The organism is Lysinibacillus sphaericus (assembly GCF_015844675.1).
Taxonomy (GTDB): Bacteria; Bacillota; Bacilli; order Bacillales_A; family Planococcaceae; genus Lysinibacillus; species Lysinibacillus sphaericus_E.
On record NZ_LDGC01000002.1, the window covers coordinates 1 to 22,078 of the forward strand.

At 39.5% G+C, this 22,078-nt stretch carries 21 protein-coding genes, 1 rRNA gene and 1 pseudogene; 21 read left to right on the forward strand and 2 right to left on the reverse strand.

The window, feature by feature from the left end:
• The first annotated feature begins 95 nt into the window (after positions 1-95).
• Positions 96-211: ribosomal RNA gene (rrf, locus tag ABE34_RS00005) — 5S ribosomal RNA — on the forward strand.
• 77 nt (positions 212-288) lie between these two features.
• Positions 289-423 (forward strand): annotated as a pseudogene (locus ABE34_RS00010) (DNA polymerase III subunit beta); the annotation flags it as partial.
• A 24-nt stretch (positions 424-447) separates the two neighbouring features.
• Here ABE34_RS00010 and ABE34_RS00015 read toward each other — a convergent pair.
• A complete protein-coding gene (locus ABE34_RS00015; RefSeq protein WP_346655497.1) occupies positions 448-1,101 on the reverse strand; it encodes a hypothetical protein in 654 nt (217 codons plus the stop codon).
• A gap of 74 nt (positions 1,102-1,175) precedes the next feature.
• Positions 1,176-1,346 (reverse strand): hypothetical protein, encoded by a 171-nt coding sequence (locus ABE34_RS00020; RefSeq protein ID WP_197139527.1) that lies wholly within the window; start codon positions 1,344-1,346, stop codon positions 1,176-1,178.
• A gap of 309 nt (positions 1,347-1,655) precedes the next feature.
• On the opposite strand from ABE34_RS00020, the gene ABE34_RS00025 reads away from it, so the two are divergent.
• The 19 genes from ABE34_RS00025 (at position 1,656) to ABE34_RS00110 (ending at position 21,946) form a co-directional block, all read left to right on the forward strand.
• Complete coding sequence (locus tag ABE34_RS00025) at positions 1,656-2,525, forward strand: MurR/RpiR family transcriptional regulator (protein WP_241747120.1); 870 nt, start codon at positions 1,656-1,658, stop codon at positions 2,523-2,525.
• Between the two features lie 5 nt (positions 2,526-2,530).
• The gene (locus ABE34_RS00030; protein ID WP_197139528.1) at positions 2,531-3,646 is read left to right on the forward strand and encodes a M20 peptidase aminoacylase family protein; all 1,116 of its coding nucleotides are present in this window, start codon (positions 2,531-2,533) and stop codon (positions 3,644-3,646) included.
• Between the two features lie 47 nt (positions 3,647-3,693).
• Positions 3,694-4,533, forward strand: coding sequence for a GNAT family N-acetyltransferase (locus ABE34_RS00035; RefSeq protein WP_197139529.1), 840 nt, complete (start codon positions 3,694-3,696; stop codon positions 4,531-4,533).
• The gene (gene menC / locus ABE34_RS00040) at positions 4,508-5,614 is read left to right on the forward strand and encodes an o-succinylbenzoate synthase (protein WP_197139530.1); all 1,107 of its coding nucleotides are present in this window, start codon (positions 4,508-4,510) and stop codon (positions 5,612-5,614) included. Before ABE34_RS00035 ends, menC begins: the two co-directional genes overlap by 26 nt.
• 69 nt (positions 5,615-5,683) lie before the next feature.
• Positions 5,684-6,736 (forward strand): YkvI family membrane protein, encoded by a 1,053-nt coding sequence (locus ABE34_RS00045; RefSeq protein WP_197139532.1) that lies wholly within the window; start codon positions 5,684-5,686, stop codon positions 6,734-6,736.
• A gap of 438 nt (positions 6,737-7,174) precedes the next feature.
• On the forward strand, positions 7,175-7,798 hold the full coding sequence (locus ABE34_RS00050) for a TetR/AcrR family transcriptional regulator (RefSeq protein ID WP_197139932.1): 624 nt from the start codon (positions 7,175-7,177) through the stop codon (positions 7,796-7,798).
• A 309-nt stretch (positions 7,799-8,107) separates the two neighbouring features.
• Positions 8,108-9,250: an acyl-CoA dehydrogenase gene (locus ABE34_RS00055; RefSeq protein ID WP_079559297.1), complete on the forward strand. Its 1,143-nt coding sequence runs from the start codon at positions 8,108-8,110 to the stop codon at positions 9,248-9,250.
• Positions 9,251-9,273: 23 nt separating this feature from the next.
• The gene (locus ABE34_RS00060) at positions 9,274-10,908 is read left to right on the forward strand and encodes an AMP-binding protein (RefSeq protein WP_197139534.1); all 1,635 of its coding nucleotides are present in this window, start codon (positions 9,274-9,276) and stop codon (positions 10,906-10,908) included.
• Positions 10,909-10,924: 16 nt separating this feature from the next.
• Positions 10,925-12,283 (forward strand): acetyl-CoA carboxylase biotin carboxylase subunit, encoded by a 1,359-nt coding sequence (locus tag ABE34_RS00065; protein WP_197139536.1) that lies wholly within the window; start codon positions 10,925-10,927, stop codon positions 12,281-12,283.
• Positions 12,284-12,471: 188 nt separating this feature from the next.
• Positions 12,472-12,684 carry an acetyl-CoA carboxylase biotin carboxyl carrier protein subunit gene (locus ABE34_RS00070; RefSeq protein WP_004225532.1) on the forward strand — a complete coding sequence of 71 codons (213 nt, stop codon included), beginning with the start codon at positions 12,472-12,474 and terminating at the stop codon, positions 12,682-12,684.
• A 12-nt stretch (positions 12,685-12,696) separates the two neighbouring features.
• A complete protein-coding gene (locus ABE34_RS00075) occupies positions 12,697-13,614 on the forward strand; it encodes a hydroxymethylglutaryl-CoA lyase (protein ID WP_197139538.1) in 918 nt (305 codons plus the stop codon).
• A complete protein-coding gene (locus ABE34_RS00080) occupies positions 13,611-14,393 on the forward strand; it encodes an enoyl-CoA hydratase (protein WP_197139539.1) in 783 nt (260 codons plus the stop codon). The genes ABE34_RS00075 and ABE34_RS00080 overlap by 4 nt, the downstream gene beginning before the upstream one ends.
• Before the next feature lie 494 nt (positions 14,394-14,887).
• Positions 14,888-16,426 carry an acyl-CoA carboxylase subunit beta gene (locus ABE34_RS00085; RefSeq protein ID WP_197139540.1) on the forward strand — a complete coding sequence of 513 codons (1,539 nt, stop codon included), beginning with the start codon at positions 14,888-14,890 and terminating at the stop codon, positions 16,424-16,426.
• A 223-nt stretch (positions 16,427-16,649) separates the two neighbouring features.
• Positions 16,650-17,228, forward strand: a complete 579-nt coding sequence (locus ABE34_RS00090) for a VanZ family protein (protein ID WP_197139541.1) — start codon at positions 16,650-16,652, stop codon at positions 17,226-17,228.
• A 733-nt stretch (positions 17,229-17,961) separates the two neighbouring features.
• Positions 17,962-18,429 (forward strand): hypothetical protein, encoded by a 468-nt coding sequence (locus ABE34_RS24855; RefSeq protein ID WP_241747121.1) that lies wholly within the window; start codon positions 17,962-17,964, stop codon positions 18,427-18,429.
• A 99-nt stretch (positions 18,430-18,528) separates the two neighbouring features.
• Positions 18,529-18,687, forward strand: a complete 159-nt coding sequence (locus ABE34_RS24860; RefSeq protein ID WP_241747122.1) for a hypothetical protein — start codon at positions 18,529-18,531, stop codon at positions 18,685-18,687.
• Positions 18,688-18,711: 24 nt separating this feature from the next.
• Entirely contained in the window at positions 18,712-19,206 is a 495-nt protein-coding gene (ybaK, locus tag ABE34_RS00100; RefSeq protein ID WP_197139542.1) for a Cys-tRNA(Pro) deacylase, read from the forward strand.
• Between the two features lie 404 nt (positions 19,207-19,610).
• A complete protein-coding gene (locus ABE34_RS00105; protein WP_197139543.1) occupies positions 19,611-20,687 on the forward strand; it encodes a nucleotide kinase in 1,077 nt (358 codons plus the stop codon).
• A 59-nt stretch (positions 20,688-20,746) separates the two neighbouring features.
• Positions 20,747-21,946, forward strand: a complete 1,200-nt coding sequence (locus tag ABE34_RS00110) for a glycine C-acetyltransferase (RefSeq protein ID WP_197139544.1) — start codon at positions 20,747-20,749, stop codon at positions 21,944-21,946.
• Positions 21,947-22,078: the final 132 nt, after the last annotated feature.

Consider the following 22,078-nt stretch of genomic DNA (forward strand, 5'->3'; position numbering starts at 1 on the left):
ACGAATACTAATCGATCGAGGACTTAACCAAAATGTTTGAAACATTCAATGCACCGTTTATCCAGTTTTGAAAGAATAATTAATTCTTTCATATGTCTAGTGATGATGGCAAAGAGGTCACACCCGTTCCCATACCGAACACGGAAGTTAAGCTCTTTAGCGCCGATGGTAGTTGGGGGCTTCCCCCTGTGAGAGTAGGACGTCGCTAGGCACCTTAAAAAAGTCGAGGATTTATGCCTCGGCTTTTTTTATTTGCAATTTTTTAGAAGGCTGTTTAATAGATTGTTGCTCTCAGAAACAGGATCAATTGTTGTACAAGCTCGTATGTTTAATGAAATTGTACGTAAGTTACCAACAAATGAAGTTGAAATTCAAGTAACAGCTGGTTTCCAAACTCATATCCGTTCAGGTAAATCTGCCTTTTGTTTTGCTATTTAGTAAAAGTAACTAAAAATCTTTTTTCCATTCATCATCTAAGATGACACCTTTTTCATCGATATAACTCATAGCAATTGAGCCGTGTTGTAATTTATCTTCACTTTTTAGAAAAGCTATGAATTCATTTAGGATTCTTTCATCATCTTCACTCTTTTTACGCGTAACAGTAATACGAATAATCGGTGCAACATCAAACTCTTTATAACTTTTAGGGTTAAGAGGGTCGATACCTAATTCTTGCCCGATGTTATCATTGGTAAAGGAAACGAAGAAATCAGTTGTTTCCCCTAAATTCTTTGTAACAAAAGGACGCATTTCACTTTTTAAGTCATTTGCCCATTTATCCGCAATATAAGTGTCCACCATTTGCTTTGTTTCATCATCATAATAAACTAAAAACGCTGTATTCGTTTTCTTATCCATGGCCTTAGCAGCATATTCAAATTCAAAGTTCCCCATATTATCATACAGAGTGTCATATATCTCGAAGTTATCATTAAAATGATCTTCTAAATATTGTTCAGCTTGAATTCTTGCTTTTTCTTCTTTCTCTTTATCAGGTTTCATTTCTAATATAAAGGTAACTACTAGTATTCCAATTCCTAATAATATGACACCTAAAATGCTAAGTGTGATTTTAAGATATTTATTCAAAACATCCACTCCCTTCATTTAGGATCTGTGAATCTCATCTTGAAGGAAAATTCCTGTTAGTTTAGCATCCGACTTGACGAATCCTATTTTTTTAATTGTTTAGTATTTATAAAAAATGCTGTCCCCAATATAAATATGCCTAAACAAACGAACATAGCAATATCTGAATATTCATCATCAAATATTGTTGTGCTAACCAAAACAACAAACATCATTAGTGCAAGGGATGCATATAAGCCTTTAATGTATTTCATAATTTATGCCTCCTCATAAAAGCCATAATAGCAGTCCTGCTCTTTTGCTATTCAAACTGTTGGCGATATTTTACTTCAATATTAACACTATTTTCCTTTGTTTGAAATCAAAATACAAGTGTGCCCGAGCTTTAATGTTGCAGAGTAATCATTCTTATTAAAGAAAAATGGAGATGGAAAAGAAAAGATTGAATATATAAACAGAAATTTCAGAAAATATATTGAATTGCGAAAAAAACTATGCTAGGCTATGTAACATGCAGAATGAAGTTGAAACTTCAAAAATATAATAAAAAAGGATGTACTTCTTTGATAGATAATCAAACAATTCAACAAGTCATTCAACATAAATACAAGGAGCTTTCAAAGAGTCAGCAGAAGGTAGCTGTCTTTATTCTCAAAAATATGCAGACTGCAGGTATTCATTCAGCTGCATATGTGGGGGAGCGGGCAGGGGTAAGTGAAACGACAGTTATCCGCTTTTGCTACGCTATAGGATTATCAGGTTATGCTGAGTTGCAACGTGAGATAACGATGCATTTATTCAATGAAGGAAATACTAGTAGCTTGCAAAATTATTTACAATCAAAGCAGGCACTTTTTGAAACGCCGCAGTTTTATGAAAAAATGATGGAAAAGGATGCATCTAGCATTTTAAACGTTGCAAAGAACATTAACGAAGAAGATTTTAATCGTGCTTCCATCTTGCTGCATACGAAGAAAAAAATTTATATTGTTGGGAATGGTTCGTCTCATTTAGCGGCACAATGGTTGTATTTTACGTTAAATATGCTACGTCCTAACGTCGTGATTTTAGATTTTGATACTAGCGAAATTATAAGAGCTTTACAAGAAATTGATGAGGATAGTGTGGTCATTATTTTATCGTTCCATCGCTATTTTAAAGAGCCAATTCAATTTGCAGCTGAAATTCAAGAAAAAAATTGTGAGATCATTGGCATTACAGATTCTAAAATTGCACCTATTACACAATATGCGACGATTACTTTTATAAATGAACAACAAGAAATGTCTACGATTGATGCAATGCCAGCACTGATTTCATTTTTAAATACATTAAGTGCGGGTATGACTGCACAGGATCACGACTATTATGAAAATCAACGCGTAAAATATGATGATTTCCAAAATAGCTTTTTAGCAAATCGATGGAGTTGAATGATATGAATCAAGTATTACAGAACTTGCAGCCGAGATTGGCGGAGATTTTTACACATTTACATGAGCATCCGGAAATTAGCTGGCAGGAAAAGCAGACAACGCAATACATCGCCAATTTATTGAAGGAGGCACAGATGGAGCCTCAGTTATTCGAAGATATGACCGGACTGTATGTAGATATTGGGAAAGGAACACCGAGGGTCGGATTTCGTACGGATATCGATGCACTTTGGCAGGAAGTAGATGGTGAATTTAAGGCGAATCATTCTTGTGGTCATGATGGTCATATGACGATGGCTATTGGGACAGCATTAGCGTTGAAGGATATGGAGCATTTGCTTCCCGGTGCAGTACGTATTCTTTTTCAACCTGCTGAAGAAAAAGCACAGGGTGCTCGAGCAATCGTTGATAAGGGGCTTATTGATCCTCTAGAATACTTATTTGGTGTCCATGTTCGTCCGTTGAAAGAATTACGGGACGGAACGTACGCCCCGGCCTTGTACCACGGTGCGGCAAAGCTTTTCACGGGGACTATTATTGGAGAAGAGGCTCATGGTGCACGCCCTGAACTTGGCATTAATGCCATTGAGGTAGGGTCCGCAATTATTGAAGGTTTACAAAAAATCTGGACAGACCCTAATGTCTCTTCGTCAGTCAAAATGACGCAATTTAATGCAGGAGGAACCTCTACAAATATTATTCCTGGGAAAGCAACATTTAGCATTGATGCACGGGCACAAACAAATGAAGTAATGGAGGCTCTCACGGATGGTGTTGAACGTGTAAAAGCATCGGTTGAAGCGATGTATGGCGCCAAAATTTCTTTAACTGTAGATGCACATATCGTTGCAGCATTAGTGAATGATGAGGCCTTACAGCATATGAATTCCGCTATTGTTGACGTAGTTGGGGAAAGCGCATGTGCTCCACCAGTCGTTACCCCTGGAGGAGAGGATTTTCATTTTTATACGTATGAGCGTCCGAACCTTAAAGCAACAATGCTTGGCTTAGGTTGTGGTGTAACACCAGGCTTGCATCATCCGAAAATGACCTTTAATCGAGAGCGGCTTATTACAGGAGTGAACATTATTACGAGAGCGATTTTACGAGCTTTATAGAACGAGCCGTTCATATAGGATAAAGATATATAGAAAGAAGTGATAGGATGATTGACATAAGGGAAATAAAGACAATCGAACAGCTGGAACAAGTTCAGCAATTGGAATATAACATTTGGGGGATGCCTTCTATTCCCATTCATCAAACGTTAACCGCTGTGAAAAACGGTGGAATCGTTGTAGGTGCCTATGATGGTGACCGATTAGTTGGCTTTAGCTATGGCTTTTCAGGGTTTCGAGAGGGCAAAAGTTATTTATGTTCCCATATGTTGGGGATAGACGAAAATTACCGCTCTCAAGGAATAGGTGAAAAATTAAAATATGCCCAGCAAGCCATTGCTATAGAGCGGGGCTATGATTTAATGGTATGGACCTTTGATCCGCTGGAAACACGTAATGGTTATCTTAATCTCTCCAAATTAAATGGTATTTGTTATACGTATATAGAAAATTGCTATGGAGAAATGCTGGATGGTTTAAATAAGGGGTTACCTTCCGATCGTTTTGAGGTGAGCTGGTATATAGCCTCTGATTACGTCAATAAAAGCGTTTCAATAGATGCAAAGAATGCCATACCAGTGGCTAGCTGTGTACAAAATGAACAAGGATTCTTACGCTTGAAAATAACTGAAAATTTAAAATATAACAGCGATTTATATACGCTGCCTGTACCAAAGGATTTTCAAGCATTGAAGTTGCAAGACCCGATTTTAGCATTGGACTGGCGCTTCAAAACGAGACGCTTATTACAACAATTATTTGCACAGGGTTATGCAGCTGTTCAATTGCAACAGCAAGAAAATTACAACGAGTATGTTCTTGTTAAATTAGAAACTTTAGGACTGGAAGGGGCAAAGCAATATGAAAATAACGGAATTTACCATTAGACATTTAAAGATGAAATTAAAAGAGCCATTTACAACAAGCTTTGGCACATTTGATGATAAGGATTTTTTAGTTTTAGAGGCTAAAGATGAATCAGGAACAATCGGTTGGGGAGAATCTGTTGCCTTCCATTCTCCTTGGTACAATGAGGAAACATTACAAACGAACTGGCACATGCTAGAAGATTTTTTAATTCCTCTTATTTTAAATAAAGAGCTTCAGCATCCAGATGAGGTCAATGAGCTATTTAAACCGATTCGTAAAAATAATATGGCGAAATCAACGATAGAAGGTGCTATTTGGGATATTTACGCTCAACAGACGAATCAATCTCTCGCGGCTGCACTTGGTGGCAAAAAGGACAATATTGAAGTAGGAATCAGTATCGGTATTCAAAAATCAATCGAGGACTTAGTAGCGTTAGTAGATGGCTTTGTTAAAGAAGGCTATAAACGAATGAAAATCAAAATCAAACCGGGTTGGGATGTAGAAGTAATGAGAACATTACATGAAGCGTTCCCTGATGTGGCGTTTATGGCGGATGCGAACTCAGCTTATCGTCTCGCAGATGCTGAAACGCTCAAACAGCTAGATGCATTTAATTTAACGATGATTGAGCAGCCATTGGCGTCAGATGACATTATTGACCACGCAGCATTACAAAAATTAATCGATACGCCTATCTGCTTGGATGAAAGTATCCATTCATTAGAGGATGCACGTAAAGCTGTTGAGTTGGGCAGTACTAAAATTATTAACATTAAAATTGGACGTGTCGGTGGCTTAACTGAAGCTAAGAAAATACATGATTATTGTGAGGCGAATGACATTCCGGTTTGGTGTGGCGGCATGCTGGAGTCGGGTATTGGTCGTGCACATAATGTGGCGTTAACTACATTATCGAATTTTATTTTACCTGGAGATACTGCAGGCTCAAGCCGTTATTGGGAAAAAGATATCATAGAACCTGAAGTTGTAGTGAAGGACGGTTATATTGAAGTTCCCCAAAAAGCAGGGATCGGTTATGAAGTGAATAGGGAGACGATCAATTTATTCACAGTTGCGCAGAAAACATATAAATAAAGTGACGTGAGTAATACAAAAAGGATTAGGAAGCTTATGAAAATAATTGATTAGATAAGCAGGTGTTCTATGAAAAAAAGTTGGCAGATAGGTGGCGCATTTGTAGGTTTAATCGTTGGTGCTGGCTTCGCATCAGGACAAGAAATTATGCAATACTTTACGAGTTTTGGTCTTTACGGTATAGCAGGAGGAATAGTCGCAACAATCGCTTTTGCGTTTTTAGGGATGAGTCTAGCGCAATTAGGGGCAGATTCACAAACGACATCTCATAAAGAAGTAATCTATCAAATCGGTGGGCGCTATGTTGGCGTACTATTAGATATAGTCATAACGTTCTTCTTATTTGGTGTAGCGGTTGTTATGTTTGCGGGATCAGGGTCAACGTTTGAGCAAATGTTTGGTATGAACCCGATGATCGGCAGCATTTTCATGGTAATCATTACGATTTTAACGCTGCTATTAAATGTGAAAAATATTATTAATATAATAGCTTTAGTGACGCCGTATTTAATGGGGATCGTTTTTATCATATTAATTTACTCTATTTTCACAATGGACTTAACAATTGCAGAACAGAATGTGCTAGCGAAAGAGCAATCATCTGCGGCTTCCAATTGGCTAGTAGGGGCACTCCTCTATGTATCGTATAACATAGCTGCTGGTACAGCGATGCTAATTGTTATGGGGGGAACGGTTAAAGAGCGCAAGGTTGCTGGTTTAGGCGGTTTTCTTGGTGGTATTATGCTTGGTATTTTAATCATACTTATTAATATTGCTTTATTCGTTAAAATGGATGTAGTTGGTGGGACCGCAATGCCAACATTAGAGCTAGCCAAACAAATTCATCCTGTAGTGGGGATCTTAATGTCTATTGCTTTATTAGGCATGATGTACAATACGGCAGTAGGAATGCTTTACGCATTTACAGTACGTTTTATAGCGCCTGACCATAAATATTTTAAAATAGGAATTGTGGTAATTGGTTTAATAGGCTTCGTTGCGAGTTTAGTAGGATTCACGACTCTAGTTGGAAAGGTTTATTCAACAATGGGCTATTTAGGCTTTGCATTAATTATTGCAATCATCATCTCGTGGTTACGTAGAATACCAAAAGCTTCATAACTATGTTTTGTAGATTCTCTAGTGTTATTGTACAGCACTAGGGAATTTTTTTGAGATTTTAGTAATAAAAACTAGATGGAAAGCATACAGTAAATTGTATGTTTTGTTTATGTATGATGATTTGTGAAATTCTGCTTTATGTAAAATAAATTCTCGTAATTTTAAATAAAATCTATCTTGGTGCTAGACACTAATTTTTGAGAATGCTATATTAATGATGTCATAGTTTTTTAATAATTAGGAAAATTAAGGGGTTGTCATCAGTATTATAGGGTGGCATTGCATAATATTAAAACGTATGTCATTGAGACTGAACGCCCTTAGGAAAGCGCTCAGTCGGAACGGAAATCAACCATATATTATGGCGATGACCTAAAATCTTTTCTAAATTATAAAGAGTGATTGAGTAAAGAGTTATAAGAAGGATGATAGATGCCTATGGTAAAAAAAACATTAAAACAACGCATTGTTGACGCTTCTGTAGTGCTATTCCAGCAAGATGGCTATCACAATGTCACTGTTGATCGCATTGTTGAATACATTGGTGCATCAAAGGGTGGATTTTATCATAATTTTAAATCGAAAGATGAACTGTTGTATGAAATTCACGATGTATTTATTTCTTATGTGATTAAACAGTCACAGGAGGCATATGACAAATACGATACACCGATTACACGTTTATGTGCAATGCTGCAAACACTGACACAAGTGTTTGATATGTATCAAGCACATATTACGGTTTTTTACGAGGAAAGCCGTTCATTGCCAGAGGAATATAGTGAAATTATTCATAAAAAACGAGATCAATATCGGGATATTTTACAAAAAGTCATAGAGGAAGGCCAGCAAACAAAGGATTTTCGTACAGAACTACCTTGTACTATTGTAACGATGGCTATTGTTGGGATGATTAACTGGACATACAAATGGTTTAAACAATCAGGTCCACTAACAATGGAGGAAATTACAGAAGTATTTACGGATATGGTATTGCGTGCGATTGTCACTGAACAAGCAATGGATGAAGCAGTTCAATTTATGGTCAAGGGGAAGCCATGAGTAGAGACTGGTTTTATCTTCATTCAGTAGAAGACTCTCACCTCAAAAGGTGGGAAGAAGAATGAAGATGTAGATCCTTTTTTCAGTGGATATCGAGACACCTACTGAATGAAGATAAGCCTCCGGCGGATGTCACAAATTTTGAAAGGAATGAATTGTGTTGGCACAATTCAAAATCTGGACGCAATTACGCCAAGGCGAAATTGATTAATATTTAATACAAACCGACTAGTCGGTATTTATTTATTTGTTGCAGCTGTCATCTGAACGAAATCTGCTATGGCAAATTAAATATTAGGGGGACTGGGGATGAACTTTGAACTAACGAAAGAGCAAGAGATGATTCGAGATATGGTGCGTGACTTTGCTGAAAAAGAAATTAAACCGTATGCTCGTGAGGTTGACGAGACATCGACGATGAGAATAGAGAGCTTTAAAAAGATGGCAGAGCTAGGTTTATTAGGGATCCCGTTTCCTGAAGAGTACGGCGGTTCAGGCGGAGATACTGTTTCCTATGCACTTGCTGTTGAAGAAATCGGCCGTGCGTGTGGCGGCACAGGATTAAGCTATGCTGCCGCAGTTAGCTTAGGTGCTTCGCCTATTTACAATTTCGGCACAGAGGAGCAAAAGCAAGAATGGCTTGTTCCGTTAGCGAAGGGAGAAACATTAGGTTCGTTTGGTTTAACTGAGCCGAATGCAGGTTCAGATGCGGGTGGGACACTTACAACTGCAGTAATTGATGGTGATGATTACATCATTAACGGTGAAAAATGCTGGATCACAAACGCTGGCTTTGCACGCCAAATTATTGTGACAGCAGTGACAGGTAAACGTGAAGATGGTAAAAAAATTATCTCATCTATCATTGTACCGACTAACACTCCTGGCGTAACGATCAACTGCAATTACGACAAAATGGGCGTACGTGGCTCCAATACGTGTGAGATTATTTTGCAAAATGTTCGTGTACCAAGGGCTAATCTTTTAGGGGATGAAAAACGTGGATTTAGCCAATTTTTAAATACGTTAGACGGTGGGCGTATTTCCATTGCTGCATTATCAGTAGGAATTGCACAGGCAGCTTATGAAAAAGCATTAAAATACGCTAAAGAACGTGAACAATTTGGTGCACCTATATCAAAACTTCAGGCAATACAATTTAAATTAGCCGATATGGCAATGGAGATAGAGCTTGCACGTACGTTAGTACATAAGGCGGCATGGCTTAAAGATCAAAAGAAACCATTCGGGAAGGAAGCGGCAATGGCAAAATTATTTGCCTCTGAAATGGGCTTCCGCACTTGTAATCAAGCAATTCAAATTCACGGTGGTTCAGGGTATATGAAAGAATACGACGTAGAGCGTCATTTACGTGACATTAAGTTAATGGAAATCGGTGAGGGAACGTCTGAAATTCAACGTCTCGTTATTTCTCGTCTAATTGGTTGCTAATCATCTTAACTAGGGGGATTTTCATGGCAGAACTTGTGTATCAAACTATTGGTCAATTGCTAGATGAACAATCTAAACAATATCCACAACGCGAAGCATTAGTGTATGCAGATAGGGATTTACGTATGACCTATGAGGAGCTCAATCGGCAAAGTCGTTTAGTCGCTAGAGGGTTGATGGCTCTTGGAATAGAGAAGGGTGAGCATATTGCAGTATGGACGACTAATGTTCCAGAATGGGTGCAGCTGCAATTTGGTACAGGTAAAATGGGAGCCCCAATCGTCACTGTAAACACTAATTATCGTTCAAGCGAGTTGGAATATTTATTGAAGCAATCCGATGCAAAAACAATTATTTTAATTGAAAATTATCGAGACCATTCTTTTATAAATACACTGCAAGAGTTATGTCCAGAGCTTGAACATTGTGAACCAGGTAATTTGCAATCAAAGCGACTACCTTTATTGAAAAATGTTATTTTAATTGGCGAGACGAAATACCCTGGAGTGCTAAACTGGTCGGATGTGTTATCTGCTGCAGAGCAAATAACAGAGGAGCAATTAGATCAAAGACAGCAAACACTTCATTATGATGATGTTATTAATATTCAATATACTTCAGGAACAACAGGTTTTCCGAAAGGTGTTATGTTAACGCATTATAACTTAGTTAATAATGCGGTTAATATTGCAGAATGTATGCGTTTAACTTACGAAGATCGCTTGTGCATCCCTGTCCCATTCTTCCATTGCTTTGGCTGTGTAATTGGAACATTAGCGATTACTACAAGTGGTGGGACGATGGTACCAGTACAAGAATTTTCGCCTACTGAGGTGTTACAAACGGTTGAAAAAGAAAAGTGTACCGCGTTACATGGCGTACCAACGATGTTCATTAGTGAGCTTAATTTACCGAATTTTGCGTCTTTTGATCTATCGACGTTGCGTACTGGAGTAATGGCTGGCTCTAACTGTCCAATCGAGGTTATGAAAGCTGTTATCGACAAAATGGGCATGAAGGATATTACGATTTGTTACGGGCAAACAGAAGCCTCACCTGTTATAACACAAACGAGAGCTGATGACCCGCTACTGTTAAAGGTTGAAACAGTTGGCCGCGCATTGCCAAATCTAGAAGTTAAAATTGTCATTCCTGGTACGAACGAAGAAGCTGCGCCGAATGAGCAAGGGGAACTATGTACGCGAGGCTACCATGTCATGAAAGGTTACTATAATAACCAAGAAGAAACGCTTCTTGCAATAGATGAGGATGACTGGCTGCATACTGGGGATTTGGCAACGATGGATGAGGCGGGCTATGTACGTGTAACAGGGCGTTTAAAAGATATGATTATTCGTGGCGGTGAAAATATATCTCCTCGAGAAATTGAAGAATTCCTTTATACACACCCAAAAATTGCGGATGTACAGGTTGCGGGCGTTCCTGATCCTGTTTATGGAGAGGAAGCGGCAGCGTGGATTATTTTGCGAGAAGGAGAGCAGGCAACAGAGGAAGAGATTCGAGATTATTGTCGGGATAAAATCTCTAGACATAAAATACCACGACATATTTTCTTTATCGAGGACTATCCGATGACTGCATCTGGAAAAGTACAAAAGTTTAAATTACGAGAAAATTTTATTCCTACAGTGAAGTAAGAAGGGGGTCAGTCTTATGTTCAAGAAGGTGTTAATTGCCAATCGTGGAGAGATAGCTAGACGTGTTATAAGAACATGCAAACGACTAAATGTTCAAACAGTTGCAGTGTATTCTGAGGCAGACGCTGAAAGCTTACATGTGAAAGATGCTGATGAGGCGTTCTGCCTTGGAAAGCCACCTGTTGCTCAAAGCTATTTAAATATGGATCGTATTCTTGAAGTAGCAAAAGAAAGCGGTGCGGATGCAATTCATCCTGGCTATGGCTTATTATCAGAAAACGCTGAGTTTGCTAAACGTTGTACAGAAGCGGGCCTCGTTTTTATTGGGCCAAGCGCGGATGTTATTGCTTCGATGGGTAGTAAATTAGAAGCTCGGAAAACAATGAAAGCTGCAGGTGTACCAATTGTTGAAGGTGTAGAGACACCGGTGAAAGATGTCGCAGAAGCAATTGAAATTGCTTCCTATCTAGGTTATCCGATTATGTTAAAAGCCTCTGCTGGCGGTGGGGGGATCGGTATGCAGCTCGTTGAAAATGCCGAGGAACTAGCAAAAGCTTTTGAGGGGAATCAAAAGCGTGCACAGTCATTCTTTGGTGATGGCACGATGTATATGGAACGTTTTATTGCGAATCCTCATCACGTCGAGGTACAAATTATGGCTGACCATGAGGGCAATGTCGTTCCACTATTTGAACGTGAGTGCTCGATCCAACGTAGAAATCAAAAAGTAGTGGAGGAAGCACCATCTCCATTCATTTCTGAGGAAACAAGAAAAAAAATGCTAGATGCATCAGTTAAGGCAGTTCAGCATATTGGCTATGTCAATGCTGGAACGATTGAGTATTTAGTAGACGCGGAGCAAAACTTTTATTTTTTAGAGATGAATACGCGCCTACAAGTGGAACATCCAGTGACGGAGGAAATTACAAAGCTGGATCTTGTAGAGGAGCAATTAAAAATTGCGGCAAAACAACCGCTAGCATTTACTCGCGATAGTATCCAAAGAAAAGGCCATGCGATTGAAGTACGTATTTACGCCGAAAATCCGTCAACCTTTTTCCCTTCTCCAGGCACCATTACGGCATTCGAATTGCCTGCAGGTGAAGGCATTCGCCATGAATGCGGCGTAGAGGCCGGCACTGCGGTAACACCTTTTTACGACCCAATGATTAGCAAATTAGTCGTGTGGGGAGAAACACGAGCAATTGCGTGTGAGAGACTTATTGAGGCACTTAAAGCGTATAAAGTAGAAGGAATTCAAACAAATATTCCGATGCTGTTGAAAACAGTGACACATGAACAATTTTTAAAGGGCTATACAACAACTAAATTTGTGGATGAATATTATTTACCTCAATTAGCAGAGACGAAGTAAGAACATTTATCTTCATTCAGCAGATTCCTGCTAAATGAAGATAATGGCCTCCGGCGGATGTCACGGAATGAATTGTGTGTGCACAATTCAAAATCCGGACGCTATTACGCCAAGGCGAAATTGATAAAAGCATTCGCACTTAAACAATGAGTGCGGATGCGTTATTCATACATTTGGAGGGATTTACAATGGCAACAGTTAAAGCGAGCATGGCAGGAACAGTATGGAAAATCGTTGTAACAGAGGGCGAAAAAGTAACTGCAGGACAAGATGTGGCAATTTTAGAATCGATGAAAATGGAGATTCCTATTGCAGCAGAAGAAGATGGCGTAGTTACAAAAATCATTGCGAATGAAGGGGATTTCATTAACGTAGATGACGATATTTTAGAAATCGAATAAGGAGGCTTCTGTATGCAGTTCCCAAAGCATGTAACGTTAAAGGAAGTTGGTCCTCGTGACGGCTTGCAAAATGAGAAAACGCATATTGCAACTGCCGATAAAGTACAGCTAGTAAATTTACTTAGTCAAACTGGATTGAATTATATCGAGGTAACGTCTTTTGTGCATCCGAAGTGGATTCCACAGCTGGCTGATGCAGTGGAGGTTCTTCAAGCTATTAAACGCCGAAAAGATATCACGTATGCAGCACTAGTACCGAACATGCGTGGCTTAGAACGTGCATTGGAGGCTGAAGTAGACGAAGTGAGCGTTTTTATGTCGGCAAGTGAAAGCCATAACCAAAGTAATATTAATAAATCAATCGATGAAACATTTCCGATATTACAGGAAGTTGTGGACGGGGCAAAGGCAGCACATAAAAACGTACGGGGCTATATCTCAACGGTGATTGGGTGCCCGTATGAAGGTTACATACAACCAGATAAAGTTTTGCGAGTAACAGAAAAATTACTGGAAATGGGCGTCGATGAAATTTCTCTTGGTGACACGATTGGTGTTGGCGTACCGACACAGGTGGAAAGTCTTTTAGAAGAATTATTAAAAAGATACCCTGTAGAAAATTTTGCGATGCATTTTCATGATACACGTGGCACAGCGCTAGCAAATATCGTTAAATCTTTAGAAATAGGCATTACGAAGTTTGATAGTGCGCTTGGTGGACTTGGAGGCTGTCCATATGCCAAAGGAGCATCAGGTAATGTGGCTACGGAAGATTTATTGTATTTATTAGATGGAATGGGTATTAAAACGGGTGTAGAACTGAATAAAGTGCTAGAGGCTGCACTGTTTATTGAACAGAAACTAGGGAAGGCTGTTGCCTCTAAACAAATGGCGATTGCCCGTAATGAAAGGAGTGCGAGTCAAATATGACGCAACTCGTTCGTTTTGAGGTATTAGATAATTGTATTGGACTTATTACCCTTTCAAGACCGGAAGCGGCAAATGCGATGTCTGTACAATTGCTCCGAGAACTTAGCACGACACTCGACACCATAAATGGTGATCCGGCAGTACGAGTCGTCTTACTAACAGGAGCGGGGGAAAAAGCCTTTTGCGCAGGAGCAGATTTAAAAGAGCGTAAAGGGATGCCAGACCGACAAGTAAAGCAGATAGTGCAATTAATCGGAGCAACAGTGGCAAAAGTAGAAGCACTCGCTCAACCAGTTATTGCCGTATTAAATGGCGTTGCTTTTGGTGGCGGACTCGAGCTAGCGTTAGCCTGTGATTTACGCCTGGCAGCTGCCCATGCCAAGATAGGCCTTACGGAAACATCTCTCGGCATCATCCCGGGGGCAGGAGGTACACAACGACTTCCAAGACTAATTGGCATTGGAAAAGCGAAGGAATTAATTTATACAGCACGTCGATTAAATGCAGAGGAAGCAAGAAGCTACGGCATTGTAGAGTATGTTCATGAGGGACATGAAGTACTTGAAAAGGCACAGCAGCTTGCACTTGAAATGGCAAAAAATGCTCCACTTTCTTTAGTACAGGCGAAAATCGCCATCAATCAAGGTATTGAAGTCGATTTAGCTACTGGTTTAAAAATCGAATCACTTGCATATAATGCTCTGATTCCTACAGAAGATCGATTAGAGGGCTTGCTCGCTTTCCAGGAAAAGCGAACACCGCAATACGTAGGGAAATAAATGGAGGTATTTAAGCAAAAGGCAAAGGCATGGCTAAATCAAAAGTTGAAGATAATCTATGCCACGACTAAAAGTTGATTGGAGTGGAGGGTGGGCGACTCCTCAGACGCCTCCAGGAAAGTGTCCAGCAGGAGCGGAAATCAACCCCACGCTGGTGATGAACCATACAAATGATTTCAATAAATTTTGGTCCATCATCGGAAATTAAGGAAGAGATTTTGTTAAAGCGTCTGTCATGTGAATAGTTGATTGGAGTGGAGACTGGGCGACTCCTCGGGGATCAGCGTTACAGATGAGACCCTACAGCGAAGCGAAGCGGCTCATCGAACGCCCCCAGGAAAGCGCCCAGTCGGAGCGGAAATCAACCTCACACTTTGCTGATAATCAGAAATCTAGATAAATTTATTAATTATGGAACGTAAGAGAGAAGAAATACGAAGTGTTAAAGCAATTATGCTAAAGCGTAACCGTTTGGGCAAAAGGAGGAATTAACTATGAGCAATGTACCGACAGAAAATACGACGAAAACAATGAAGGAACAAATTTTAGCAGGAGGCCTGCCAAAATATCACGATAAAAATGCACAACAAGGAAAGCTATTTGTACGTGAACGACTCGAATTATTGTTAGATGATGGGCTTCAATCAGAAGATGGCTTGTACGCGAACTGCTTAGCAGGGGATCTACCAGCAGATGGCGTTATCACAGGAATCGGTAAAATCCATGGTCGGACTGTTTGTGTTTTAGCAAACGATTCGACGATTAAAGCTGGCTCTTGGGGTAAACGTACAGTAGAAAAAATGATTCGCATTCAAGAAACAGCTGAAAAGCTAAATTGCCCATTACTGTATCTAGTCGATTCAGCAGGTGCACGTATTACTGACCAATTAGAAATGTTTCCTGGTCGTAGAGGAGCAGGACGCATCTTCTATAATCAGGTAAAGCTTTCAGGTAAAATTCCTCAAATATGCTTACTGTTTGGCCCTTCTGCGGCAGGTGGTGCCTATATCCCTGCATTCTGCGATATTGTCGTTATGGTAGAGGGCAATGCATCGATGTATTTAGGATCTCCTCGTATGGCGGAAATGGTTATAGGCGAGAAGGTAGATTTGGAAACAATGGGTGGGGCGAAAATGCACTGTTCTGTTTCTGGTTGCGGAGATGTGCTTGCTAAATCAGAACAGGAAGCTATTTCCTATGCTCGTAAATACTTGAGCTATTTCCCGAATAACTATGCAGAGCGTAGTAAGGTAGAGGCTCCAAAACCACCAGCTTCATTTGAAAAATCGATTGATGAGCTAATACCGAAAAATCAAAACGTTCCTTTTGATATGTATAAGCTAATTGAACGTATTATTGATGAAGATTCGTTCTGTGAAGTGAAAAAATTATTCGCTCCAGAATTAATTACAGGGCTAGGGCGCATTAATGGGCAACCTGTTGGAATTATCGCCAACCAACCGCGCGTAAAGGGAGGCGTTTTGTTCCACGATTCAGCTGATAAAGCTGCAAAATTCATTTCACTTTGTGATGCGTTTAATATTCCACTTCTTTTCCTTGCCGATGTACCAGGCTTTATGATTGGTACGCAGGTTGAAAAAGCTGGGATTATACGCCATGGTGCGAAAATGATTTTTGCAATGAGCGAGGCAACCGTTCCTAAATTAACGGTCATTGTTCGGAAGGCATACGGTGCAGGGCTGTATGCAATGGCAGGTCCAGCTTTTGAGCCAGACTGCTGTATTGCATTATCCAACGCACAAATTGCTGTAATGGGGCCTGAAGCTGCAGTTAACGCAGTCTATGCTAATAAAATTGCTGAACTTCCAAAAGAGGAACAGGCAAGCTTTATTGCAGAGAAACGCAAAGAATATCAAGAGGAAATCGATGTCTATCGTCTAGCTTCAGAGCTGATCATTGACGATGTTATTGAGCCAAATGATTTAAGAAAAGCACTTGAATCACGCTTAGAGCTTTATATGTCAAAGTACTTATTATTCTCAGAACGTAAGCATGGAGTAAATCCAGTATAAAGGCTTGGAATAACGCTGTCTCAGTTTATTGAGGCAGCTTTTTTATTTTGGGTTGGGTCTGCATGTTGTTTTGTCATTTCATTTCTAATCAAACCCAAACAGACGTGAAGGTTACACAATTTGCGTTGTTATAACTCTTTATCCATCTTATTATTACCACTTGCTTAGGAAAGCAGGGAATATTAAAATTATGTGAGGATATAGGGAAGTAGGTGGTATAGGCATGACAAAAAATAGTATACATAGTGGAGCCAAGCTACCGTTACCTTATCGTACATTAATAGATACATATTATTTACCAATAAAGATAACAGGGTGGATCTTTTTTTGTATCTATTCTGTAATAGCTTTTTATAAACTAGTCATTGATCGTCTAGTGAATGTAGTCGTTATGTTATTCAATGGCGAATATTCTCTTGGCGAATTAGGGCTGTTTGATTATAGTAACTGGCGAGTAACGACAAATTTTATTCCCTTTGATACAATTCTTCGCTATATAAATTACGCGCAGTATTTTAATGTTGATATCATTATTATTAATTTACTCGGCAATTTATTAATATTTACCCCAATGGGCTTTTTATTACCACTATTATCAAAAAAGTGCCGCAAAGCGTGGATCGTTATTTGTATAGGCTTTATCTCTAGCCTAGCGGTAGAAACTATCCAGTTTATTTTTACGGTTGGCTCAGCAGATATTGATGATTTAATTTTAAATACACTAGGAGCATGGCTTGGCTACCTAGCCTATAAAAGTATACTTATTAAACCTAAAAAAATAGATAGAAACAGTCCTTGCTAAAGGGCTGTTTTTTTGTGGTGAAATAACACTATTTATAAAATGATAACAAATTTATGATTCATCACCAAAAGTTGTGGATGACTTTTGTATAAGTCTACTATGTAAATAAGTTGATTGGAGTGGAGGCTGGGCGACTCCTTGGGGATCAGCAATAGAGGAACGAAGGCTAAGAGCATCACATCCTGTGATAACGCCTTCGTGACCAACATCGTGCTGCTGCCGCTACGTTGCACTCACGCTTTCGCGCAAAAGACATCTGTTGGCCCGAGACCCTGGAGCGAGCATTGCGAGTGAAGCGGCTCATCGGACGCCCCCAGGAAGCTTTGCTCTGTGCGAAAGCGGTAGTGTTAACGTAGCGGCAGCAACAAATGTTTTATCTGTGCGAAAGCGAAGCGGCAGCAACAACAAATGTTTTATCTGCGCGAAAGCGAAGCGTCAGCGGCAAAGCGTCCAGTCGGAACGGAAATCAACCACTCGTTTTGGTGATGATCCAAATTTATTGAAATACTAAATGAGCATAATATTGTGGGCTGGAAGAGGTCTTTGTACCTGTTTTATCGAAAGTGAATTATTTCTTTAGGAGCTTAGTATTAATTAACTCTTGAATTTAATAAAGAAAATTCCGATAATTAATGTAAGAAACTGTTTAGAGTGTAAGGGTATAGCAAATAAAAGATAGAATCATATCTTTTATTGAACTCGCATATTAAATAAGAAAGCCGAGGTGAATCATATGAAACTATCAAGTTTAATAGAACAAGAAAGACTGTCATCACACTATAATCGTAAAAAGATTTTACAGCGAAAACAAGCAGGGGATGCCTATCGGAAAAATGCACTGTATTTTCCGCCAAAGAAAAATCCATTATTGCTTGAGCTAGAAAATTTACTTTTAGGGCATACAGATCAAGAACTCTATGAGCAACAAAAAGAGGAAGCGAAAGAGATCACACCTCAACAGCAAGCAATCATTCAAGATTTGCAACAAACGAAAAATGTGTTCGCACATGAGCAAACGCAAATGCATTATTCCCAGTTAGAGCGTGTAGATGGGGAAGCGTCTATAGTAGAGGATGTAAATGCCGAGGACACGTTACAAATTTTAGAGCAAGTGAGGAATTCGGCGTTAGCACCCCCGCAGCCATCACCACAGGATTTACGTGTAGCGGCAAGTGCAAATGCTCAAATGCAGTACATGTAAGCGCAATTAAATGGTCAAGAGATAGATGACAGTGAGCCTGCTTTTGTACGTGAAAGTATTGACGTCAAAGTACCAGAACGTTTTTCAAAGGAATTGAAATTGGATCCATTTGTAGATACAATTTTCGGTAAGAGTTATGCGGAGGCATACAAGGCGCGAACATTTAAATACGCTTCTGAAAAATATGCCACTCATATTCAAATGGCGAAAGATGGCTATCAACCAGGAAATGACCCTATGTTCTCCATGATAGCCTAATGCTGCAGATAGGAGATTTTTAACATGGCGAAGGCAAAGCATGCGAAAACAAATGCGATAAGATTATTGGAGCAACAAAAAATACAGTTCGAAGTAATTGAATATGAGACTGGTGACGGCCAAGTTGACGGAATATCGGTTGCAGAAAAAATTGGTCACCCAGTTTCTCGTGTTTTCAAAACATTAGTAGCAAAGGCAAGTGCACAAAAGCTTTTTGTATTTGTTATCCCTGTAGCAGATGAGCTTGATTTAAAAGCTGCTGCGAAGGTTATCGGAGAGAAAAAAATCGATATGCTCCCGGTCAAGGATTTACTTGGTTATACAGGCTATGTACGAGGCGGATGCTCACCAGTCGGCATGAAGAAGCTTTATCCGACTGTGATCGATGCGTCGGCTCAAGAGCAAGGAAGTATTATTGTAAGTGCCGGAAAAATTGGCATGCAAATCCACGTACAGCTAGATGATTTAGTCGCTGTGACAAAAGCAAAGATTGCATCAATAACCACTACCCAAAAATGATATGCTGGGTAGTTTTTTTATTGTCAATTTGCGGAAGTATCACTTAGATGAGCGATAAACGGCTCGGCTAGTCGGGCACTATCCATTAATTCGAAAACATTACTTTTTATTTTGTTTTTTTGTACATGCAGGGATAAATATAATCGTTACTAATAGTCCTAAATATAAAGGATACTTTAAAAATTCATTTGTTGAATAGCTCAATAAATAAGGGATACCTATTAACATCATTGCTATACCAATTGCAAACAAAACAGTCCAAATTTTTTTTTCATACATCGCCCTCCAAACTTAAAGTTCTTGGATATCCCATTTTTATCCTATTCGTAAAAAATTAAAAGTAGCTTTTCATTTTTTAAAAGGTTCCTTCATATAATGCAAGGCATAAGAAAGGGGGATCGAAATTGAACGGAAATGTGACCTATTACTATGGACACGCACTGACTGGGCAAGGAGTTAAACATTTATATAAAGAAATGATGGATGAGGCAGAACTAGTTTATATTTTGCAGGGTGCACCGACGTTTAAAGGATCTGAGCTTCTTAAAGAGCTTGGGTATTTTTATGTGAAGCAGGGCTTTGGGGTGGAGTGGTTTAAGCATGCTTTGCTGGAGGATGTTGTAGAGGCAGTATACGTTCAAGGCTGTAATCGATTATTTGTATGGTCATCGGAGTGGGGGATTGAACCGACTTTTCTTGGCACAAAGCATCGGGTGATGTCATTTTATGATTGCTTAGAAGAAATCCAGCTTGAAAAGGTTGGCGAACAGCTTGCTAATACGATGACGGAAAGAGAGTCATGGCGTGAGAAGTGTATTTCGGCGCTTACTAAAGCTATAAAGATTCATGATGATTGGGAAGTAGTGACACAGAGCTGTATGAACTGGGAGGCTTTAAATGACCAGGTTGAAAATTTAAAGGCAGATGTTTTCCAATCGATGGTCTTAAATAAAACAGGTATGCGCACGCATCGCTTACTCGGCACATTAACACCGAGGGGGGCCGAAAATACAGTAGATAGTATAACGAAAAATGTATCTCGGAGATTGATGATCAAAGGGAAGCCGGGTACAGGTAAATCTTCGTTAATGAAAGGTCTGGCAGACGAAGCGAATGCGAGAGGGCTCGATGCGCAAATTATTTGGTGTGGCTTGGATGCAAACTCTGTTGATATGGTTCTTATCCCAGAATTAAATTTCTGCATCTTTGATAGTACGGATCCTCATATCTTTGATCCTGAGGACGGCAGACTAGGGGATGAAATTTTCGATATAGGGAAACATTGCGCAATTTCACAGGAAGCAGAAGCAAAAATTGAAGATATTCGAGCAAAGTATAAAGAAGCAATTCAGGATGCAATGGGTTATTCGAAGCGTTATGCGGAAGCGGAGTATACAGTCCGTCGCTTAATAGATAATTGTCTATCGTCATCTCTTTGGCGAGAAAAAACTGCCCCACTATTCGAAAGAGTAACAAAGTAATTTTTCTACTAACAGGCTTGTGCTAAACTAGGAGCTAGAAACAGTTTTCCTAGGAAAGGATGATACGCTTGTCAAAAGTATTGAATGCATTTTTAGATGAAAACCTACAAGACTTACATGAACAAGGCTTATACAATGAAATTGATCCAGTAGAGGGAGCAAACGGACCCGTTATTCAGGTACGTGGCAAACATCTAATTAATCTATCCTCAAACAACTATCTTGGCTTAGCAACGAATGAAGAATTAAAGCGTATTGCCAAAGAAACAATTGAGACTTACGGTGTGGGGGCTGGAGCAGTCCGTACGATTAACGGTACACTTGATTTACATGTAAAATTAGAGGAAAAGCTTGCTGAATTTAAAGGAACAGAGGCAGCGATCTCTTACCAATCTGGTTTTAACTGTAATATGGCAGCTATTTCAGCTGTTATGGATAAAAATGATGCGATTCTTTCAGACCAATTAAACCATGCATCGATTATCGATGGCTGTCGTTTATCACGTGCGAAAATTATTGCCTATAATCACTCCGATATGGATGATTTACGTGCAAAGGCAAAGGCAGCAACAGAATCAGGCTTATACAATAAAGTCATGGTTATTACGGATGGCGTATTCTCAATGGACGGTGATATTGCAAAATTACCAGAAATCGTTGAGATTGCGAAAGAGTTTGATTTAATAACATATGTAGATGATGCGCACGGATCAGGGGTAACAGGTAAAGGAAAGGGTACTGTGAAGCATTTCGGTTTAGAAAAAGAAATCGACTTCCAAATTGGTACACTTTCTAAAGCAATTGGTGTTGTTGGCGGATATGTAGCAGGTAAGAAAAATTTAATTGACTGGCTAAAAGTGCGTTCTCGTCCATTTTTATTCTCAACAGCATTACCACCAGGTGATGTTGCTGCGATTACAGCGGCAGTGCAAATGCTGATTGACTCAACAGAGCTGCACGATAAGCTTTGGGAAAATGGCGATTATTTAAAAGTGGGTCTTGCTAAATTAGGCTTTAATATCGGCGAATCTGAAACGCCAATTACACCATGTATTATTGGTGATGAAAAGCTTACACAGGAATTTTCACGTCGCCTATTTGAAGAAGGCGTCTACGCTAAATCAATCGTATTCCCAACGGTTCCAAAAGGCACAGGACGTGTTCGGAACATGCCTACAGCGGCACATACAAAAGAAATGCTGGACGGCGCTCTAGCAATCTATGAAAAAGTCGGCCGTGAACTAGGCGTTATTCAATAAAAAATTGGGCTGCCTCAATAGTGAGGTAGCCCTTTTTAATTAGCATTAAAGTAAATTTTAAATTGTTCCGATAAAACACAATTTGATTCAGATAAATCTCTCATCCCCACTAAAAAGCCCTTAAAAACATAA